The sequence below is a fragment of the Paenibacillus alvei DSM 29 genome (assembly GCF_000293805.1).
Taxonomy (GTDB): domain Bacteria; phylum Bacillota; class Bacilli; order Paenibacillales; family Paenibacillaceae; genus Paenibacillus_B; species Paenibacillus_B alvei.
Map to the genome: position 1 here is coordinate 24,234 of NZ_AMBZ01000015.1, position 19,820 is coordinate 44,053.

Here is a 19,820-nt window from a genome sequence, read left to right on the forward strand (position 1 = left end):
TCAACTCCCATTCGTGTCCGAATCGGACACGTTCAGATATTCGGATACGAGTTTCAGATAATCCATTGCCGCCCCGCAGCGGCGTGAATATTCGATTATCGGCATAGCGGCGAACGTGCTCTCGTCCACCTTTTCCGTTTTGCGGATATGAGTCTGGAACAGAGGGAAATCCTTTTGGTTATGCAGCCATTCTTCGCCCTGCTCGTTTACGTCATTCTTTTGGTAGCAAGTGACGAAACAACCTCTCAGGCTGATGCTTGGGTTCAAATCTTCGCGTGTATTGTCTATCTGTTCTTTCAACTCTGCCAAGCCGTCGAAAGCGAATTTGTCGATCTTAACGGGAATCAGAACGTCATCAGATGCCACTAGTGCATTGATAACAGATATGTTGATGTCAGGCGCGTTATCTATGATGCAATAGTCATAACGATCCGCTACTTGGTTGAGGGCGTTTCTAAGCCTTGTCTGCTGCGGTCTTGTAGTGTCTAGTAATACTTGCAGATTGGCGCGAAGCAGATTCATGTTTGCTGGGATAACGTCCAATCCCGCATAAGGAGTGGACATGATAATTTCATTGATGTTCAAATTCCGCTCTGTCATGACTTCGGCAATGCTGGGCTCGGCATAATTGTGAAGGCCGAACATCTTTGATGCATTTCCTTGCTTGTCATTGTCCACGAGCAGTACCCGCTTCCCATGTACTGTTGCAAGGATGTGGGCAATATTTACGGAGGAGATCGTCTTCGCCACCCCGCCTTTAAGGTTGATGATGGATATCGTTTTCATGTCAGCACCTCTTCTATTTCAATTTCGATTCTCGGATTTTTCCGATCCACCCGAAAACGGTGGGTAACATCCCCGATCTGTTTCCATCCATCGTTTTCAATAATCCCCGCTTCCTTCAACCCATCGAATATGAACTTTTGCCCCGCCATGATGTTGTCCTTGTCCCTACGCTTGTCTTTGCAGTACCAAATGATTGTCACATCGATTTTTTTGGTTCTCTCAATACATGGCAGTCGCTTCGCAGTCCACGCCACAATACTCGTATTCGTCTCTTTCATTTCCCTATAGGACGACCAATGCGATTTTGCAGCATCTATAATCTCGTTTAGCGATGGCAACTCGCCCTCAATTTCGATCTTCATGCCTTTACCCTCTTTTCGAATGTGTATAGTTGGCATTGAAATATGATCATTCCCTCGCCCTTCGGAATTTCAGGTATATTGCCCACCCTGTGATGTCGTTGTAAGCCGCTTTAGCCTCTGTAACATCCCATTTGGGGTATATCTTTTTCCAGTAGCGTTGGTTGTCTATTTCATCTCTGACAATCCGTTCTACTTGCCGTCTTGAATATTTGTGATCATTGGTTCTATATTCTGGCTTCTCTAAATTCTGCGAGCAGCTCCAACGCTTCTTGCCTTTTGGATCTTTCATGAGGTATCCTGACAAGTCTTCTAATCCGTTGTCATTTGGCTGCAACCTTTTCGTGTTGGCATATCCAATCCAGTCACCCTTTTGCTGCCCTTTCTTCTTTGGTCTTCTCCACAGATTCTCCACCACATCCCGTTCCAACCCGCCATTCATGATGATGTGATGATGGAACCTCTTCTTCTTTCCCCTCGTCTCATCTCCACCCTCTGTGATGAGAACATACTTTAACGGGGGCAATCCTTCTTTCTTCCTTCTGTGCGCCACTCTCCGTAAGTAGTTCGCCACTTCCTTCATAGCCTCTTCTAACGTCTCTGGTTCTATGGCATAGGTAAGGATTACGTGCAGATCCTCTTCCCCAAAGTTCGTTTTCACTATCAGTTTGCAATATCTCTTTGCGTTTTTATCATTAAGGTTCTTCTGCTTGGGAAGACTCTCTTTCTTCTTCTTCGCCCTTCCTCTTTTTAAAGGAGTTAGGATGGTGTGATTGTAAATGTCCACCTCCATATACTCCTCGCCACAATATATCTTCTTCTCTCGCATGACATTCTTCACGGCTATATTCCCCCAGCTGTATATTGCCGAGTATATCTATCCTGCTGCTGTATATTGGGTTGTCCTATTTCCCTCTGTACTCCCCATCGTAGGAAAGATAATACCCTTTACAAGCTCGATAACGCATAACGCGTTGCCTTGTCGCCGCGAAGTTTGCTATACTTATTAAAGGATTGATTTATAGCATTCCGCTTTGACTTCGCCCCGTGTACGCTTCTGCTAAAGCGTCCATCGGGGCGATTTCATTTCTATATTCATTTCTTTTCCAATCTCCTTACCTCGACTGGACTTGCTATCACTACGCTGTTTCTGGTTTTATCCAGCAGCTCCACTTGCATAAACATGCCTGTTTCGCTCTTCCGGTAAATGATCGCTGAGATGTGACTGTATGTAATTCCTCTGTGCTCAACTGGCACGCCATGCGTCATAACTTCTTTTAATTCTTCGCTTGTCACGGTCTAACTTCTCCTTAAGTTGTTGGTATTGCCGTTGATAAAACTGCCGCGCGCTGGCTGATTGAGTTGTATCCCGCATTTGTAGCAAATTGCCACAGGTGCGAAGCCATTGTGCTCTTGTCATGCCACTCCCTCCTTTCCAATATTTAGTTGTGATATATCACCTATCCCTATTACAATAGAGTTGTCCAGACACCATTGAAGGGAGGGTAACTTATTTGAAACATGATATTTTTGAAATGATTAATACGATTGATAGACTAAACCACAACTTAACGCCTACTTTGACAAGATTATTAGAACAACAAAACAGATTAAGAGAGAGTTTTAGACCTGCTACTTCAGCTTTGGCTACTGCTATGGAAGCCAATTATTTGGCAGCATCCAGATTCTCAGACGCTCTTCTTCCTGTAGCAAAGGAATGGGAAGCTGTTGCCGACTTCATTCGTGAACAAGATTATAGTCATCTTTTTATAAGTGACTCGTTATCTTCAAAACTAATGGATTTAATTGAATCAGTTGAAACAGAAGTCCCTGGGGCCAAAGAAGAAATTTTTAGAAAGGCCGATATCAACGGTGTATCGATTCAAGCCAATGAGATTGATTTCCAAAAATTTTATCGCATTTTAGCTGTAGTTCTACCCTTGTTATTCGCTATCATGTCACACCACGATGCCGTAGCCAGCAGCGAACAGAGTAGGCAACAGCATCAGGAAATCACAAATCAATTCGATAAAAAATTTCAAGAGCTGTTTGAGTTAATTAAGTCCGTTGCTTCTAATCCAAAACCCGATCAATCTTCCGAGACAAAGATTCCCGAAGAGCATTCATATCCTTCAAAAAATCCTTGTTCAACTGGTCGTATTGACGATTAAGTTCTTCCCTTTGCTCAATCAGCTGTGCATACTGCTGGTTGAGCAACACTTGCCTCCCAACCGCCAATCCAAGAAATAACGTCAGAATACCTGATCCCACAATCGCAAAATTAGTTACATATTTTTGCCATGTTTTTCCTGACTTCATGTTTATACCCCCTTTCTTAATTGGCTATAGATCCTGTAATGATTCAACGCTTAATTCCAGGTTGGAAAATTGCCTTTGAGCTTAAAGATGCAAAAACTTTGAACGATACTCCATAGTTCGGTACACAGCTTCTAAGGTTTCGTATGCCTCGGCGTATGAAACCTTAGCTTCCTTCAAAACTGAAATAATCTTTTCAACTAGCTCCTGATTTAGCTCTTCCGAAGCCCAATTCGGTTCTTTTGCAATCGGAAACCTTCTCATTTACTTCCCCCTCTCTTCATAATCTCTACCGATGCATACAGCCCCGCATGAATTGACCAGCCATATTCGTCGTGACTTTCCAAAATTCGTTTAAACGGCGCATGCTCAAACTTCCCTGCGTTCATGACTTCGATACGGTCTGTTCGGTTAAGTTCAATCATGCTGCCATCTTCACGCTGGATAGATACTTTTCCATCTTCAACTACTAATTGACCAGTGATAATCTCTGACTTGCTCATGGTGGTTTATCTCCTTTCTATATGGCTTGTCCACCGCATCGGCTCCTAGGAGCCGACTTCAATCTTGTGGCGTGAACCTGTCACCATTTCAGCAATAGCCACCTTGCAACGATCTGGTAAATCAGTTGCAATTGGATCAATTTCAATTCGCTTACCTTCTGACATGACGTAATGTGCTACTACTTTTAAGACAACTCGTTTGCGCATTTCACCGCCTCCCAGTGAATCATATGCTTGATAAGATGATGGACTACCCTATTTGGAACTCTGCAATTGTTCGACCGAACCAACAGCTTTAATTTCAAGGAAAATTTCTTTTATGAGTTGAGTTTTCTTTGCTTTTTTCTCCTGTTCTGTCAAGGTCATCGCTCCTTTAAGTCGCCTAATTGTTGACTCACTCTGCAAAAAAAATCGTCCATTCGACGTTTAAAAAAGCAGCTATCCTTTTTGCCAAAGCAACAGAAGGCGGACGCTTTCCATTTTCGATATTACTATAATATTGTCGACTAATTCCAACACCATCAGCGATTTGCTGCTGGCATAGATTCATCTTTTTTCTTTGCGATTTAAGCGCCTCCACCTAAGCCACCTCCCTCCATATATTAAAGTCGCCTAAATGTTGACTCAATCATATATCAACATATAGGCGATGTCAACCGTCATATTTCATTCTTTTTCGCCATTTTGTCAACTATATGTTTACTTTTTAAAATAAGTGTGTATAATATCATTCAGGAGGAGATAAATCGTGTACGGAAAAAATTGCAAGAACTAAGAAAGATTGAGGGTTGGACACAAGAAGAAGTGGCGAAGAAACTCGGTATAAGTAAACAGACGTATTCTCACTATGAAAACGAAAAAAGGCGTCCGAGCTTAAATACCATCAGAGAACTAGCTTCTGTATACCAAGTAAATATTGATGATATATTTGCGGAAGAGAAAATTAGTGATTTGATTATGCTCCCTGTGGTGGGCAAGATTTGCTGCGGAGAAGGGGCGCTTGCGTACCAGGACATTGAAGGATACGAACCCACTCCAAAAGATTGGCTTAATGGCGGTGAATATTTTTACTTGAGAGCCAAAGGTGATTCTATGATTGGCGCCCGTATATTCGACGGTGACTTGCTCCTGATTAGAAGACAACCAGAAGTTGAAAATGGAGAAGTTGCAGCTGTTTTGATTGGTGACCAAGCTGTATTGAAACGTGTTTATAAAAATGGCGATCAATTAGTATTGCAATCAGAGAACCCCAACTACCCACCGATTTTTGCCCCGCCATCTGACGCAATTGTTATTGGCAAGCTTAAAATGAATGTTATTAAATACTAAGGAGTGATCGTTTTGAGAGTAGCCGCATATATTCGAGTGTCTACAGATGAACAAGCTGACAAAGGTAACTCTCTCTCGGAACAACAAGAGCGGCTTATTTTGTATTGCAAAGGCATGTTGTGGAATGAGCCTGTAATGTATATAGACGATGGATATAGCGCCAAAGACTTGAAACGACCTGCAATTCAAAGACTGTTGAACGATGTTCGGCAGAATAAATATGATGTTGTTGTAACTTCAAAACTCGATAGATTTTGCCGTAATCTCTTGGACTTACTCCAATCAATAAAATTATTGGAGCAACATGATTGTAGTTTTGTGTCAGCTAGTGAGCGCCTCGACACAACTTCCGGTCCTGTTGGCAAAATGGTCATGCAGCAACTTGGCTCTTTCGCTGAATTCGAGCGAGCTCGTATAAGTGAGCGCGTGAAGGATAACATGCTTCCTCTTGCAAAAAAAACAAGCAAAGCTTTAACTAGGCCGTGTTATGGCCTTGATGTCGTAAATGGTTACTATGAAATTAATAAGTCTGAGGCTGAATTCGCTAACCTTATGTTTGACTTAGGAGAGGATGGATACGGCCATCGAAAAATTGCACAGATATTAAATGAGCGCGGCTCCAGAACAAAGAAAGGTTATCTTTGGGATCAGACCAGTGTTAAGCGTTTAATGCAAAACCCTGCACTGGCAGGAATGAAAATTTATAATAAGCGAATGAATAGAGATGGAAAAACTGTAATTCGTCCGATGAGTGAGTGGGTAATAAGAGAAAATAATCACCCTGCTGTAATTCAACTTGAACGATTCCTTAGAGTAAACGAAATAATGAAATACCGTTCAAAAGCACATAAGCATGCCGATAGTGAAACATATTTATTAACTGGCGTTTTAAAATGTAGGCATTGCGGTCGAAATATGAAGGGTTCTACAAGCAGACACAAAACAAAATATGGCAAGTACACTTACTATAGATACATTTGTGCATCTTATGTTTCAGGATACGGCTGCTTCTACCATGCTGTACACCGTGACGATATTGAGAATTTGATAATTAAAGAAATACAAATGTTGGGTCAAAAATCAAATGCCGAGATTAAGGTTGCTTCCCCAAAAAACCAACATGATAAAGTTCGCGATCTCGAAAATCAACTCGCTAAAATAAGCAAGAAAATGCAAAAGCAAATCGAAGCGTATGAAAATGAACTAATTTCAGCCGAAGATTTGAAGCTTGCAAGGCAACGCGTCGAATCCGAGAGAGAGGATATAAGCACTCGCTTGTCCAAACTTAAAGAGGAAAAACCCAATTCACAAAACATTGTTAAACATGCCAATAACCTCATGAACGATATCACTGGGATAGATCGTATCAAGGCAAAAAATGCAATTCGCTCACTTATTGCACAAATTGAAATCGAGAATGGTGAGTCGATCAGCATTACATGGAATAGTTGTGTCTAAGTATACAATAGGTTCTCCCTTGGCCTGTATGTAGGTGGCCGTCCATGGGTCCCCCGCAGCATTGCTATAGAACAACGCTTTCTCATGCGCTACAAAATGAGGTCCTAGCCCTGCCTCCTCCAACTGCTGCGGCGTCGCATCCTTCGTCAGCTTATGCACCATTGTGGCAATCATTTCGAGATGGGCGAATTCTTTAGAACCAATATGTTATCAGTGATTAAAATATATTAAAACCCGTCCCTGTCGCTATACTGGATTCACCTAACAGGGGCGGGTTTTCTTATCATTTACATAATTGATTATGTTCTAGGCATTCCCATTCAATAGCGTCTTTAAAAGCGATTTTATACACATACCCCACAAAGTCTAAGAGTTCGTTGAGTTTTTCTTCGATCTCCAACATACACGAACCCACATCTTTGTTTACATAGTCGAACTCCTGATAATAAATCGTCAATTTTGTGTAGAATTCTTTATTATCTTTATAGAGTTTGTCTTGTAATTCTTGAATTCTTAGTTTCATGAATGTTTCCGAATTTTGCTTCATATATGTCATCTCCTTATAGGAATATATTAGTATATTCTCATGGTTAATAATACCTGTAATTAATGACAATTAATGTATGCTCATATATTCATATATATGTGTATAAGCTCATATATTCATATACAATATTACTTCCCCATTTGAGACATTATTTAAATAGGAAAAGCCCCAAAAATAATGAACTACACCTCCAATGTTAGTTCATATCTGACAAATGGATTGCGGTTCGTAATTCGGGGCATTAACGTTTAGATTCCGGTATCATATTGTCATACACTGGCTTGTTGCATTTGACACATTTGGTACACCCCATTATCCAGCGCCCACGCATTGCAGCCATGCAGCCACATAAGTATGGCGGTTGGTCTGCTTTCTTGCTGGTTGTTGATTCGGCAGCATCTCTCTTCAGTCTTTCATATATCCTCCTTAATAAAACGGAACATTTGTTCTTATTATAATGCGAACATTTGTTTTGCTTCAAGGCCAAAAAATAACCTGCCAATATGACAGGTTACTCTTCAACCAATATTAATAACTCGTTAATGTCACAATCGAAATAATCACATAGCTTGTCCAAAAGATCCCGAGGGAACTGTTTCAAATCATCATTGTACATTTGGCGTACCGTCTCATAGCGATAATCTATGTCACGAGCTAATTGCCGTATTTTAATTCCTCTGGAATCGGCCATTTGTTTTAAATTGGATCGAACATGCTTCATCAATACCACCTCTTAATCAATATATTACGGCACTAAAAAAGTGTCAAATTATTGTTGACTCGAAAATAGTGTCATGATATATTATAGATGTGGATGACACGAATTTAGTGTCGGAAGCAGATTGGAGGTGAAGGGCGTGAAAGATACGGTGCAACTTATTACGGCCATCATCCAGTGTGTCACCGCATTCATCTTGTTTCGTAATAGCCGTAAAAAGTAAAAGGTACTTAACTTTGCGGGCTGCGCATAGTAAGTACCTGGGAGGTCGCCTGCCTGCGGCCTCCTTCACCAAAATCTTATCACGACCTTCACCACATTTTCAAGGTATGAAGGAGGATGGACAAGCTATGAATTTCATCGTCTGGGTACTCATCGTTGGGACATTGATTCTTAGTATCGCCGGGCTGATTAGGGCCCAACGTAACCGTAGGTAAATATCCTAAGGAGGTTTTACCGTGGACAAGAAGGAAGTAAGTGATATCACAATAACATTCCAGTTCGTGAATACAATGCTTAGTGTCGTAATTCTTTTGGTACTTCTCTGCAAATGACGTCGAGGGGCTTCGGCCCCATACACGAAACCTAGTAGTAATATATACTGTAAACAGATCAGTTCGAAGGAGTGTAGGAAATGAAAATTGATGTTTATGAGGAACGTTTTGGAAGCAAGTTGGTTGCTATGTTGGTGGCAGACGATGGATCAAAACGTGAATTGGTAAGATCAGAAATAGGCAATGATGATCTGCTGAATAGAATTGAGGCTATGAATTTATCACATCTGACAGTTACATTTCATTGGGCGGCTGATAAGTGTAAGGTGTGTGACGGTACTAAATCGTATGAGCTGGAACAAGGCGGGATTGTTACTCCTGTATCCTGCACTTATTGTGACGATGATGGTAATTGGTTGGCGATAGGAGAGTAACCAAACACGAGCTGCAGGGATGCCCTCCCATACAGCTCGTGTTTTTGTGTGGGCAAGCCCAACACATTTCCAGTATATCACATAATTGAGATAATGGAATGAACCGTTCGACCATCACCTCGGAGACTAACTGAGTCGTAGCGGAGTTGTGATGACCCACTTCCATCCAGGAAGATGCCATCTGTGAGCGCGCCACTGCCGATCTTCTGCTTGATGGCCGTCCTAAAAGATTCTACCGTACAGGGTGAATTCGTGACGACCATCCAAAGGCTCAAGCTGGATCCATATACGAGTGCAGTCCGGAACGCTTTCCCGCTCATATTCGGCATGTTCTGTTCGCTAGATCTCTGCTTCCAGCCCCTATCGTCCTGTAGCGACATCGAGATCCCGCCCTGTGCCCAATACCGATTGCGATCGGACACCTGCAGTTCGCCAGCAGAACGAACAACCTGGATGCTATAACGGCGTGCAGCAGCGTCCCACACCAATGTGCCTCGGGCATACTTTGCATTGAACCAACCGGAGCCGTATGCCCCACGATTCCCTTTTACTGGCTTGTCGTTTTGGACTGCTATCGACAACAATGCTCCGCTTGCAAAATCGAAAAAACCGCCATTTACGGCGGTCATTTTCTGGTTGCATATACTTGTCCGGCATGGCCGTAACTGCACATCGTTGGGACTACACTTCAACGAGTGGAGCACGACGCCATTTGACGCCGTGCATTTGCTGTACACCGCTTTGCTCACTGTGTCGCCCCCTTCGTGAGGGTTGCTTTCTTAGCTGACTGATCCCACTTTACATTTAGGCCGCAGGCTTCAGCTATAGCACGAACAGGCGCGTAGGTGACGTTATTTACTAGGATGCCGTCTTTTACCTGCTTCCCATCAACTTCGATTGTGACATGCTCCTTAACTGGCTCGGGCTTCGGCTGCTGCGGCTTGCCCTGGCTAATCATTTCATTATCAATCATGTTCAAAAACTTCGACCAGTGAGGAAGGATTCGGCTCGGACAGTTCTTTTTCGTCCAGTGGCCGTGAGGCACTACCCGTTGAAGCGTCAGGCCATGTCGTTTCAATAGCTTCGCCACAAGCCAAGCGGCGTTCTTCCAAGCAACCTCTTCGTTCATTTCATCGTACATACATATTTCAATGCCGATGCTCGTCGAGTTACCAGGCCCATTGCCATCTGTGCAATGCCAACCCTGCTCGTTGTCGCGCAAATGCTGGTAAACCTCATTATCATCCACTGTGTAGTGCCATGAAGCTTGTCTTCCGCCGCTTCCGTTCAATACATAACGAGAATGTGATTCAGCGGTTGCATCCGGCTTCGTGTTATCGGTGTTGTGTATCGTGATATATTGCGGATTTTCCATAGGTTTGTCTGGCTTGTTCGGACGTCCGTCCGGAAGAAGCCGTTGTTTAATTTCGATTGTCATGATTATCTACTTCCTTTCCCTTCTCGTTCAATTGTTCAAGAAATGCAACTAACTTCGGTGGTAAGTCCACGCCGTAAACTCCCAAGTTTTCAACGACAGATAGCCCCTCACGTCCGGCATAAAAGAATATCGCGATGGTTCGGAATAGGAGTGAACCAGGTTGGATCCAAGAATCGATGAGAGCGGCCAGACCAATCACGAACAGAATCGTAATTTTTCGAATACCACCCCAGAACATAACCTCGCTGTTCAATGTTTTTGTTTTAATAGCGCCAAGAACACCGGTAACGTAATCAGCGGCCATAAGTGCAAGTAAAAAAATCAGAGGCTTATCCCAACCACCTAACAAAGATCCGAGTGTTCCGATAAATGCAGCGCCTGCCCCCAAGGAAGCCTCTTTTGCATTAGCTCCTGCAGCGGCAGTCCATACTGTAAGTCCTAACTCTTTAAAGCGATCCATACTTATCCCCCTTTAGGTGAAATATAAATAGCCCCCGACATTAGCCGAGGGCATAATAAAAGCGCCACCTATGCGGTAGCGCCTTATTGTGCTGTGCCGTTGATTACTTCGTTAACGGCGTCTCTGAGATTGTATAGTTTCGGAACTTGCTCCATTTTGTAAACTCCAACCATGACCAGTCCAACCCATACCTTCACAAGCCCACTATCTTTCGTAAAATTCATTCAAATCACCCCTTCTTATTGCGGTGGTGCAATCATGATAGTCAACTCTGCAACCGACTGTTTAAGCTCGTCCACTTCTTCGCTCAAAGGCTTTTGATAGGTTGGTTTCTCTGGCTCTGGCTGATTCGGATCAGGATACGAAAATTCAATTTCTTTTGTGATTGGATTGACTCGGTAGCCATTACTCACCGCAAAGTCTTTGGCGTACTGTTTATATTCCAGTTCAATGTAATCAAAAAACTCTCGATTGCGTTCAGACAGGGCTGTATACACTTTAATGTCGTGTTCGATGGTTGTCACGAACACATCCCCCGAACGCTCACCAGTATCAACCAGTTTTTCGCCTGTTACTATGTCATAAAAGATTCTACGACCGATTTTCAACCGTATCCCTCCTAACCATAGACTATTACGCTTGCTGGTTTATTGCTGTCATCTTCATAACGCGATACGGGTACTACAAAACTGGTAGGTGTTATTGTAGCCAATACAGATCCATTTAGTTCAGGTAGTGTATCCCGGAAAACTACTTGATGATTATACGATGCTCCGTTCACTGATATAGCTGGGTTGGTATACAGATCAAAAGCTGCTAGTTGACTATAGTATTTGGAGAAAACGACAATGCCTTTTGCTTGGAAACTCAGTCCGGTGACTACAATGTAATAAAGTCCCCACGTAGTTGTGTCACCTTCTGAGATAAGGAAATTCTTAGGCCACTCAGATACGGACGTCGTAATCCTTGCCATTGGCACGCCCGTAGTAATCTGGCTAATTTTCTGCGCCAATACCGGATAAGTGTCACTGCCCGATGCTGGTATTCCTTTGCCAGTGATAGCGGCAGCGACTTGATTTTTCCCGTCACTGGCTGATTGAAAAGCCTCGTTTGCTCTGTCATATGCACTTTTGACTGCGTTTGCAGTGGCGCAATGTTGCGCGGAAGTGCTCTGAACGGAATCAAGTAATGGTAAACGAGTAGCATCCATTATCCCAGATACTATATCTTTAGCATCGTGGGTGTGCTGTTTAGGTGCTACATTTTCAAGTGCTGCTTGTGCATCGACTATTCCTTGCTCAATTTTATTCATGTTTGCTGCAATGATCGGTGTTCCTGGTTCGATTATGTTTCCTTCAGCCGGTAACAATGTCACTGTACCATCTGGATTATTTTGCATCCGAAAAGTACGTGGTCGCTCAACTTCACGGTTTTTCCATTCCGTTGGTGCATATGGCATTTAAATCACTTCCTCTCCACAAATGTAGGCCCCACAATACCTAAAGTTATCAATGTTGCCTTGGTAATAAAAATGCAACAAGGCCAGATTGTTCTCTAACCGTGCTGCATCCTTGTAGTCAAATGGATCGTTTGATTTCCAATCCAGTTTATTTGATATCCAGCCAGCAGGCTTATACCGTTGTTGCAACTTAAATACGTTACTCTCGATCCGGTTAAGACTGTCAGCAAACTCAATACGTTTCATATCTCGGTTAGTAACAACATCGAGTTGTGGAGTTCCTCCAAAATATCCAATGAGTAATGCTATTTCCTTTGTGTTACTCTCGACCCGGTTCAAATCTTCAAAATTGTAAAAGTCATTGGGAGCCCACTCAGTTTTAGGTTCGATCCACACGACTATACACCGCCCTTCGTTTCCGTCTTCCCCGAAAGGTAGCCTTGGAACTGAAATTCATTTTTCGTTATCCTTGATTGCTTCTTGGCACCGAAACTATCTTCGACTAAAACGATGTCTCCAGGTTCAAGACACGGATTTTGGCGCCAGTTAACCTGATAAAGCGCTCTGAGATTTGATTCTGATACGATCCATTCCGCTACACCCGCGGCAAGTTCACGAGATTGTATGAGGGGGTTATCACACTTCAAAGTCGCCCCTTCTTTTACTCCCTCATTGTAAAAAGTCTCTTCCTGTTTCTGTCCGCCAATATAGACCGTCATGATTAGAGACTGCACCAGCTTATCTAGCTTTATTTGTGGTTCCTTGTATACATTGTCAAACGTTATATTCTTCATATCGTAGCCATTATCTACGGCTGGATATGTCATTTCACCCACGAAAATATCAGACCCTGCATAGACCATGTACGTCGTTTGTGCGTCAAGCGCCTTGAACTGGCGTATATTTAATACTCCCTGTCTGTCCTGGTATACAGCGCATTTTCCAGCTATCCCGATACATTGCAGCGCTTTGCGAGCCTTTACCTTTTCGGGAAAGCCATTCGTCGGGATGCCCTTCAACCCATCATCAATAAAGTAGCTTTCGATACCTGTTCGATGCATAATGTCCTCAGCCAAACTGTACAACGTCCCACCCGCCGACTGAGTATATTCCCGTTGTTCTAACAACTCAAAGATGTTTCTGGCAGTCAGCGTCGTTGTGAGGGCTCCTTCGTCACTTTGCCAGTCCGTGAGATAGTATTTCTTGAAGTTAATATATTCGAATTCGTTTTCGGTGACTTCTACCCCAAGTGACAAGCTAACTTCCTGCCGCTCTTTCAGGAAGCGGTAAAATCCCTGTGGGTTCAGTATATTAAACTCCTTATCTGAATTATCGATCGTAAACTTGAGTTCGTTGGCCGGCAGTGTGTCGCCCACAATATTCATTTGCTCCACGAGGCTAACTTTAATTAACTTATCCCCGTCATATTCCTTAATTACACCAAAGTCCATTTCTGTAATACGTGCCCGCCGGTATGGACTTCCCCATTTGTGAATGGTAATCATGATCTTTCCATAGTTGTCTAAACCATGTACCCATACAAATGTCGTGTTTGTATTGCCTGTAACCGATTCGCGAGCTATTTGCGTACCGTCAAGACGATACACATCTATATCAAAGTCGGCAGCGTATTCCCCTGCTAGAACATCGAAATATATAGTTAGCCCCATAGAATTGTGTTCTTCACCAAATGTCCATGTGGCGGCCTGTGGAGGGTTGAATACACTGTTTTCGTCAGCTATGACGTTACTCCACCAACCTAATTCGCTGTCGTCTTGCTCGGGGCGTGGCGGTATATAAAAAGAACCATCCAATCGGAAGTAATCACGTTCAAATGTAGCATATTTATGAGACATCTCCCGAATCTTGTTTGTCAACTGACTCTTTCGACTTATTTCAGCCTCAGTCGTGACTGAAACAGAATTGTCTTCGTATGCCTCGTTATCCAAGATTTCAAAGCTAACCTTAGCTGCTGTCATTCTGGTAGGTGCATATACAGCCTGCTTATACTGTTGTGATACTTCAATCATGCTGCAGCGCCTACCTTTCTATGACATTGAATTTGATGTCTTTCCAGCGTATATTACCGTTTATATAATCCATAGCCCCAACCGTTCTATCGCCAGCATAAAAGCTTCCACTGCGGCGCGACCCAGTTTGTGGATCTAGGTACTCTACATTAAAAAATACAGGTGAGACGGCATTAAGAACTTGCTGTAATTGTTCCTTGGTAAGATATTTCCACGCTAGTTCAAGCTTCCTCTTTGTTGCGATACGTTCAATTATCATTGTGCCGCGGGCATTACGTTCTGCTTTTGATATATCTTGTATTCCTACGTTGTAATCAGATGGAGTGGGAAGATCCACCCCATTCACTTTGATCATGCTACCCACTCCTTTCTATAACGGTTGAATAATTGTGCTTCCGATTCGGCCTTGTTCTTGAGATAAGTACGGGTTCAACACTCTAGCGATTGTTGTACCATCCAGTTGTAGGACAATATCTCCACCACCTGACTGAGTTTGTTGGCCGCCGCCAGAAATCTGCATGGCTGCCATTACTGCAGATCCAAGAGCGCTTGCCAGGTTGTTTACGAAACTGGTATTTTCCAGAGGTACTACTGCCTCCTTACCGGCCTCCCCAATCATTGCTAGTGTAGGTGAATCAACAATCCCGCCACGTGCCAGTTTAAGGATTGGAGAGATATTAATACCAAAAACCCTTTCCCGCATATTCTCCCAATACGTCCCAATCAGGCAAACTGAAACTAATATTGTTGAGTCCACTAATAACCCAGTTTATGCCGTCAATTATCAGGTTTAAAGGAATTTTTACAATCCCCCAAAGAGAATCAAATATCCCTTTAAAAATAGTTCGTACACCCTCCCAAGCCTTTTGCCAATTGCCGGTGAACACACCAACAATAAAATCTATGAGCCCACTAAAAACAGTTTTAAGTCCATTAACAATTGCTTTCACACTGTTACCAACGTTTTCGAATACAGTTTTGAATGTCCCAGCGTAAAACTCTATTAATGGCTTCAAGACGTTTTTCCAAAGGAATTCATATACTTTAATTATTCCTTCCATAATTGGCTGGAACACGTCTTTCAAATACTCGCCTAAAGGCTTGAGTACTTTATTCCACCAATGGCTGAAAATCTCTATGACACCTTCGATAACTTTATAGAATGCATCAGCTAAGAATTCACCTAATGGTACAAGTACATCTTCCCATAGTATCTTAGCAACCTCTGCTACAGCCTCAAACGCGATTACGAGTGCTTCATTGAGGATCGTTGCTACAGGAGTCAAAATAGACTTCCAAAACCATCGTAGAAACTCACCAAATGGTGTAAGAATTTCATTCCAAAGGAATTTTGCCACCTTAATAACTGCGTCCCACGCGGCCACAAATACGCCAGCTAGGAAAACACCTAATGGGGCTAGTACGTTATTCCACACCTCAATACAAACTGCTTTGACGGTTTCGAATACTGGGATTAGGAAGTTTTTTAACTGCCCCCATAGTCTGTCGACCGCGTTTCGGAAATTCTCATTAGTTGTGTACGCGGTAATGAATGCTCCAATAAGAGCTCCAATTGCAACGACAACGAGTGTTATTGGATTCGCAACCATGGCGGCCATGAGACCTCTGACCGCTGCAGCAAATCCCTTTATAAACTCAATGATACCAATGATAGTCTTGTATACTGCCAGTCCAAGCAAAGCTCCTGCCAGTCCGCCGAGCGCTATTTGTACATATCCAAATCCATCACCGGCAAGATAACTGACAAACTCTATCATTTTTTCTAAGAGCCAGTTGATCCCGTCCAAAATACCGCGTGTTGCTGCGTTTGTTTCTGGATTTAGAAAGTCAACGAACCATCCGACAACAGGCAAAATAAAGTCATTATAAATTCGCAACCCTAACCGAGAAATTTCCAATCCCAAACTAACAATGTTTTCAAGGAATACTGATCCGCCATTGTCCCACACACTAACAAGCAACACTCCGAAACTTTTCAGCACAGACTTAGTTCCTTCTACAGCCCTCGCAAACTCCTGTGTAACACCTTGACCATGTTTGTCCCATGCTTTTTTGAAAGGTTCAAATATTGTAGAAAGAATTTTCTTGACCTTTTCCGCCATCATTTTTATCTGATTTGGTATCGTGTCAGTGTCTACATCTGGAACGCCTAATTCCGGAATTGCTGCATTTGCTCCGCCAGCCTTATCCCCATTATCTTTTTCCCCTGCTCCACCTTTATTTTCAACCAACTGATTGACCTCGTCGAATCCAGCAACCGATCTAGAGGCTTTTTCGGCTTTCTTTCCTGCTTTCTCCGCTGATTTCCCAGCGCCATCATAAGCAGCTCCCAGATTATTCACGGCAGTTGTTTGCCCTGCTGTGTTCTTGGCTTGCTTCTGACTCACTCCGAAAAGTGCCTGCATGAATTGTGCAAATATGTTCATTACCTGTGCCAAGGCAGTTGCAAATGCGGTCAAGGCAGGGAGTACAGCATTATAAATTGGCAAGAACGCTTGGCCCAAAGCTAGTTGTGCATTTTTTAACTGAGCAACAAAGGCTGCTTGACGTGAAGCGGTGTTATCTGCAATCTCAAGTCCGTATTTTTGTGCAGCTTGCTCCATAATTGCAAAGTAGCGGATAGTTTGTTGTGTATGGAAATCAAGTTGATTCCAAGACTTACCGTTGGCAAATTTTTTGAAAGCGTTAGTGGATTCAATCATGGCAATATTTACATTAACGCCTAAATCCTCGATCGCTTCCGTGTTCCCCAGCAAACCGGATCGAATCCGCTCCATTGTGTCTTCCATTGTCCTACCTGTACTTGTAGCTATTACTGCCGATGCCTTTAATAGATCCTGAGTACGTTGTGCTGTTTCCGCCGTTCCTTTAGAAAAGGTACTAAGTAAGTTGGAATAAATAGCGCCATATTTAACCGCCTCAAGCCTTGACATTCCGAAGGCGTCAGCGTTTTCGTTAGCCCATCGTTGGAACTCTCTGGCGCTTGCACCCATCATACGGTTTATCTGCTGCAACGACGCTTCAAAGGTCATAGCATCCTTGGCTGCAGCCTTAAACATAGTCCCAATACCCAGCGTTGCAATCGTGGCTGCCATAACACGGAATGCGCTTTTTATGCTATCAGTGGCGTGCTTCACATCTTTAGCTGAGTTTGTTAATTCCCTCTTTAGATCCGCCAGTTCTTTTTTCAATCCACTGGTTTCTGTTGTTATAAGAATTTGTAATTCCTCAATCGTCGTTGCAGACATTTGGTTCACCCCGCTTTCGGCGTTCCGCTGCATATGCTTCAATTCGGGATTTCATAAGTTCCCAGTTCTGCTGTCGCTTCTGTTCCTCAAACATCCCCGGAAAAGCCTCATTTAATGTTGGGTACTTGGCCGGATTATTAACAGCAACCCCGAGTAAATTCCCTAGTTTATATATCAGCGATGCTTGTATTTGAAGCTCTGACTTAACGCGACGATGATTTCCTTGAATGGCAGCAAGTATTTCTTTGTATGTCATATCCCAAAAAGAAACTGCATCCACCCCGTTTTCAATGGCAGGTAGATACAGTTTCTCAAACAGTTCTGTTAAGTTTTTTGGGGCTTCTCCTACTCCGTCTTGCTCTCTTTCGGCGCCCCCTTGAAAAAACCACTGATCTTCAATACCTCTACCAGTTCTTGAAGGAGTCCAGCATACGACCCGTCGCCTTCAACATATTTATCATAAATACAGTAGACATCTTCAAGTGAAATTCCGTGCTCATAAGTTTGGAGTGCGCCGTGTAGAACTATAAGAAGTGTCTCTATCCCTGGAAGTTCATTCAGATTCCCCTCACCAAAAATCGAAAGTAGTGGCTTGCCAATTTTTCGTTCGATATCCACAGCAATTTTTGCAGTAACGCGCAATTTGTATTCTTTTTCTCCAACTCGAAGCGTGCTATATAACATGTGATCGTCTCCTTTAATGGGTATGTTCAAATAAAAAAGCACTCCCGAATGAGAGTGCCTAGAAAAATTATTTAACTTGTAATTTAATAATCATATCAACTGGGGTGAATTTCTTTTTGTATTTCTTATCCCATTCCTTTTTACTGATCTTACCAGACATTACACCGTTGATAGCGTTATTGAACTCATCGTTGTAATCGAGAAGGCTATATGTGAGCACAAAACCATCTTTTTTAGCTGGCTTTTTAACTAATAGTGTAATAGTATCCTCGACGGTGCTATTCTTTTTCACCTTTCCGGTAAGATTCTTTCCGATTGTATACAATCTCGTATCTTTTTCCTTTTCACCACCAGGAAGTGTGATTGTCCATGCAATCGGCAGTTTAGGGAAGTTGATATCGGTTTTTCTTCCATTTGTGTACTTTACCTTCAACACTAAGTTACGATAGTCTGCAGCCTTCACAATGTTACTTCCGTTTGCAAAATACTCGCCGTTGTCGTCGCGGTAATTATCTTTTGTACGGTCTCCTTTGATCTCTTCAAGTGTAGCGCTAGTCACCTCAACCGTTATACCATCTTTGGTCAACTTCATTGGAGCGACTTGTTTACCTGCTGCAAACGCGCTTGTTGAAAAGCAAAGAATTAATACGAGTGCCATTATAACCGTCTTCTTCATCGTAGTGCCTCCAATCTATGGTAATATACGTTCTATACTACCATAGATTTCATGCTTATGGAGTTGCAGTTGGATGCGTTACGGAAATGTCACTTTGCAAACTCATGCTACAGGTGAACGTCATAGCAGCGTTAACCGATGCTGCATCCATCTTAACGTTCACGTAAGCATCGAATTGATGTCCTGTACCGTCTGGATACTCAACCTTAAATGTGGCTACTGTATTACTATCTTGTAGACCGCGAAGAATACGGTAATTACTTGCGGCCGTAGCGTTGTCATACAGAAATTTAAAAGCGAGGTCGCCCAGGTCGCGAATACCTGGAATATACTTTTTAACCCCGTCCTTCAATGTTGTAACTTCCACCTTTTCTGGATCGCCGCCCATTTCTGGAACTTCCATCAAGAATGGAATTTCTGTAAATGTTGATCCCCCACTTGCCTTATACGATAACGTCGTATCTTTAGACAGAATACCTGCCATAATTAACACTCTCCTTTATTGATGGACATGGTTTGTACGCGCATCCACGACACCCCTGTACCTCATTGTCTTATGTTTGATCCCTGATGGATCCGGCACGTCTTGAGCAAATTGGCGTCGAAATCCGATGCTGTTCAGCTTCTCATCAACCTGTTGTGCCAGCGCCCCAGTTGATCGGTTGTGCCAAATATCAATTTGAATCGCTATATCTGTTAGAGGGCCATTTACAATTCGGATCGGATCGCTATTCGCAAGCTCGTAAAATGAAATGTGAGGCAGCTTTGTAAAGTCCTTCGGGTATGCGTCTGAAACCGTGACGCCGTTAATCGCTGACAACAGCGTGTTTACCCCTGGTTTAACGTCATACAAAGGCATC

30 protein-coding genes and 1 pseudogene are annotated in these 19,820 nt (G+C 42.9%); 4 read left to right on the forward strand and 27 right to left on the reverse strand.

The window, feature by feature from the left end:
* From PAV_RS29595 to PAV_RS29610, 4 genes are all read right to left on the reverse strand, one after another.
* The gene (locus PAV_RS29595; protein WP_005543850.1) at positions 1-786 is read right to left on the reverse strand and encodes a ParA family protein; all 786 of its coding nucleotides are present in this window, start codon (positions 784-786) and stop codon (positions 1-3) included.
* Positions 783-1,148: a RusA family crossover junction endodeoxyribonuclease gene (locus PAV_RS29600; RefSeq protein WP_005552112.1), complete on the reverse strand. Its 366-nt coding sequence runs from the start codon at positions 1,146-1,148 to the stop codon at positions 783-785. Before PAV_RS29600 ends, PAV_RS29595 begins: the two co-directional genes overlap by 4 nt.
* Positions 1,149-1,194: 46 nt before the next feature.
* Entirely contained in the window at positions 1,195-1,986 is a 792-nt protein-coding gene (locus PAV_RS29605; protein WP_005552114.1) for a rolling circle replication-associated protein, read from the reverse strand.
* A gap of 254 nt (positions 1,987-2,240) precedes the next feature.
* Complete coding sequence (locus tag PAV_RS29610; RefSeq protein ID WP_005552116.1) at positions 2,241-2,441, reverse strand: hypothetical protein; 201 nt, start codon at positions 2,439-2,441, stop codon at positions 2,241-2,243.
* A 218-nt stretch (positions 2,442-2,659) separates the two neighbouring features.
* On the opposite strand from PAV_RS29610, the gene PAV_RS29615 reads away from it, so the two are divergent.
* Entirely contained in the window at positions 2,660-3,316 is a 657-nt protein-coding gene (locus tag PAV_RS29615) for a hypothetical protein (protein ID WP_005552118.1), read from the forward strand.
* Positions 3,317-3,545: 229 nt separating this feature from the next.
* Here PAV_RS29615 and PAV_RS29620 read toward each other — a convergent pair whose 3' ends face one another.
* The 4 genes from PAV_RS29620 to PAV_RS29630 form a co-directional block, all read right to left on the reverse strand.
* A complete protein-coding gene (locus tag PAV_RS29620; protein WP_005552120.1) occupies positions 3,546-3,725 on the reverse strand; it encodes a hypothetical protein in 180 nt (59 codons plus the stop codon).
* On the reverse strand, positions 3,722-3,964 hold the full coding sequence (locus tag PAV_RS29625) for a hypothetical protein (protein ID WP_005552121.1): 243 nt from the start codon (positions 3,962-3,964) through the stop codon (positions 3,722-3,724). The genes PAV_RS29620 and PAV_RS29625 overlap by 4 nt, the downstream gene beginning before the upstream one ends.
* 45 nt (positions 3,965-4,009) lie before the next feature.
* Positions 4,010-4,171 carry a hypothetical protein gene (locus tag PAV_RS35450; protein ID WP_005552122.1) on the reverse strand — a complete coding sequence of 54 codons (162 nt, stop codon included), beginning with the start codon at positions 4,169-4,171 and terminating at the stop codon, positions 4,010-4,012.
* 187 nt (positions 4,172-4,358) lie between these two features.
* Entirely contained in the window at positions 4,359-4,544 is a 186-nt protein-coding gene (locus PAV_RS29630) for a helix-turn-helix transcriptional regulator (protein WP_005552123.1), read from the reverse strand.
* A gap of 182 nt (positions 4,545-4,726) precedes the next feature.
* On the opposite strand from PAV_RS29630, the gene PAV_RS29635 reads away from it, so the two are divergent.
* Together PAV_RS29635 and PAV_RS29640 are read left to right on the forward strand one after the other, a co-directional pair.
* Positions 4,727-5,293: a LexA family protein gene (locus PAV_RS29635; protein WP_005552125.1), complete on the forward strand. Its 567-nt coding sequence runs from the start codon at positions 4,727-4,729 to the stop codon at positions 5,291-5,293.
* Between the two features lie 3 nt (positions 5,294-5,296).
* Positions 5,297-6,751 (forward strand): recombinase family protein, encoded by a 1,455-nt coding sequence (locus tag PAV_RS29640; protein ID WP_268598495.1) that lies wholly within the window; start codon positions 5,297-5,299, stop codon positions 6,749-6,751.
* Here PAV_RS29640 and PAV_RS33995 read toward each other — a convergent pair.
* From PAV_RS33995 to PAV_RS29650, 3 genes and pseudogenes are all read right to left on the reverse strand, one after another.
* Positions 6,749-6,955 (reverse strand): annotated as a pseudogene (locus tag PAV_RS33995) (manganese catalase family protein); the annotation flags it as partial. The gene PAV_RS29640 and the pseudogene PAV_RS33995 sit on opposite strands and share 3 nt — an antisense overlap.
* A gap of 79 nt (positions 6,956-7,034) precedes the next feature.
* Complete coding sequence (locus PAV_RS29645) at positions 7,035-7,298, reverse strand: hypothetical protein (RefSeq protein ID WP_005552128.1); 264 nt, start codon at positions 7,296-7,298, stop codon at positions 7,035-7,037.
* A gap of 511 nt (positions 7,299-7,809) precedes the next feature.
* On the reverse strand, positions 7,810-8,019 hold the full coding sequence (locus PAV_RS29650; RefSeq protein ID WP_005552129.1) for a helix-turn-helix domain-containing protein: 210 nt from the start codon (positions 8,017-8,019) through the stop codon (positions 7,810-7,812).
* 631 nt (positions 8,020-8,650) lie between these two features.
* On the opposite strand from PAV_RS29650, the gene PAV_RS29655 reads away from it, so the two are divergent.
* Positions 8,651-8,944, forward strand: coding sequence for a hypothetical protein (locus tag PAV_RS29655; RefSeq protein ID WP_005552130.1), 294 nt, complete (start codon positions 8,651-8,653; stop codon positions 8,942-8,944).
* Positions 8,945-9,021: 77 nt separating this feature from the next.
* Here the strand turns inward: PAV_RS29655 and PAV_RS29660 are convergent, their stop codons facing one another.
* The 16 genes from PAV_RS29660 to PAV_RS29730 form a co-directional block, all read right to left on the reverse strand.
* Positions 9,022-9,693 (reverse strand): phosphodiester glycosidase family protein, encoded by a 672-nt coding sequence (locus tag PAV_RS29660; protein WP_005552131.1) that lies wholly within the window; start codon positions 9,691-9,693, stop codon positions 9,022-9,024.
* The gene (locus PAV_RS29665) at positions 9,690-10,382 is read right to left on the reverse strand and encodes an N-acetylmuramoyl-L-alanine amidase (protein WP_005552133.1); all 693 of its coding nucleotides are present in this window, start codon (positions 10,380-10,382) and stop codon (positions 9,690-9,692) included. Before PAV_RS29665 ends, PAV_RS29660 begins: the two co-directional genes overlap by 4 nt.
* Complete coding sequence (locus tag PAV_RS29670) at positions 10,366-10,842, reverse strand: phage holin family protein (protein WP_005542658.1); 477 nt, start codon at positions 10,840-10,842, stop codon at positions 10,366-10,368. Before PAV_RS29670 ends, PAV_RS29665 begins: the two co-directional genes overlap by 17 nt.
* Before the next feature lie 83 nt (positions 10,843-10,925).
* A complete protein-coding gene (locus PAV_RS35455; RefSeq protein ID WP_005542660.1) occupies positions 10,926-11,066 on the reverse strand; it encodes a hypothetical protein in 141 nt (46 codons plus the stop codon).
* A 15-nt stretch (positions 11,067-11,081) separates the two neighbouring features.
* Positions 11,082-11,450 (reverse strand): hypothetical protein, encoded by a 369-nt coding sequence (locus PAV_RS29675; RefSeq protein WP_005542662.1) that lies wholly within the window; start codon positions 11,448-11,450, stop codon positions 11,082-11,084.
* Between the two features lie 11 nt (positions 11,451-11,461).
* Complete coding sequence (locus PAV_RS29680) at positions 11,462-12,301, reverse strand: tail fiber protein (RefSeq protein WP_005552134.1); 840 nt, start codon at positions 12,299-12,301, stop codon at positions 11,462-11,464.
* Positions 12,302-12,697: a hypothetical protein gene (locus tag PAV_RS29685; RefSeq protein WP_005552135.1), complete on the reverse strand. Its 396-nt coding sequence runs from the start codon at positions 12,695-12,697 to the stop codon at positions 12,302-12,304. It abuts the gene before it with no gap.
* A gap of 2 nt (positions 12,698-12,699) precedes the next feature.
* Entirely contained in the window at positions 12,700-14,331 is a 1,632-nt protein-coding gene (locus tag PAV_RS29690; RefSeq protein WP_005552136.1) for a hypothetical protein, read from the reverse strand.
* Positions 14,332-14,341: 10 nt separating this feature from the next.
* The gene (locus PAV_RS29695) at positions 14,342-14,686 is read right to left on the reverse strand and encodes a DUF6711 family protein (protein WP_005552137.1); all 345 of its coding nucleotides are present in this window, start codon (positions 14,684-14,686) and stop codon (positions 14,342-14,344) included.
* 15 nt (positions 14,687-14,701) lie between these two features.
* A complete protein-coding gene (locus tag PAV_RS35060; RefSeq protein WP_157267395.1) occupies positions 14,702-14,860 on the reverse strand; it encodes a hypothetical protein in 159 nt (52 codons plus the stop codon).
* A 148-nt stretch (positions 14,861-15,008) separates the two neighbouring features.
* Positions 15,009-17,600 carry a phage tail protein gene (locus PAV_RS34005; protein WP_081505867.1) on the reverse strand — a complete coding sequence of 864 codons (2,592 nt, stop codon included), beginning with the start codon at positions 17,598-17,600 and terminating at the stop codon, positions 15,009-15,011.
* Positions 17,581-17,856, reverse strand: coding sequence for a hypothetical protein (locus PAV_RS35460; protein WP_005552140.1), 276 nt, complete (start codon positions 17,854-17,856; stop codon positions 17,581-17,583). The genes PAV_RS34005 and PAV_RS35460 overlap by 20 nt, the downstream gene beginning before the upstream one ends.
* Positions 17,857-17,945: 89 nt before the next feature.
* Positions 17,946-18,284 carry a DUF6096 family protein gene (locus PAV_RS29715; RefSeq protein WP_005552142.1) on the reverse strand — a complete coding sequence of 113 codons (339 nt, stop codon included), beginning with the start codon at positions 18,282-18,284 and terminating at the stop codon, positions 17,946-17,948.
* A gap of 67 nt (positions 18,285-18,351) precedes the next feature.
* Entirely contained in the window at positions 18,352-18,960 is a 609-nt protein-coding gene (locus tag PAV_RS29720) for a hypothetical protein (RefSeq protein WP_005552143.1), read from the reverse strand.
* Positions 18,961-19,015: 55 nt separating this feature from the next.
* A complete protein-coding gene (locus PAV_RS29725) occupies positions 19,016-19,444 on the reverse strand; it encodes a phage tail tube protein (RefSeq protein ID WP_005552144.1) in 429 nt (142 codons plus the stop codon).
* 15 nt (positions 19,445-19,459) lie between these two features.
* Positions 19,460-19,813: a hypothetical protein gene (locus PAV_RS29730; protein ID WP_005552145.1), complete on the reverse strand. Its 354-nt coding sequence runs from the start codon at positions 19,811-19,813 to the stop codon at positions 19,460-19,462.
* Between the last annotated feature and the right edge of the window lie 7 nt (positions 19,814-19,820).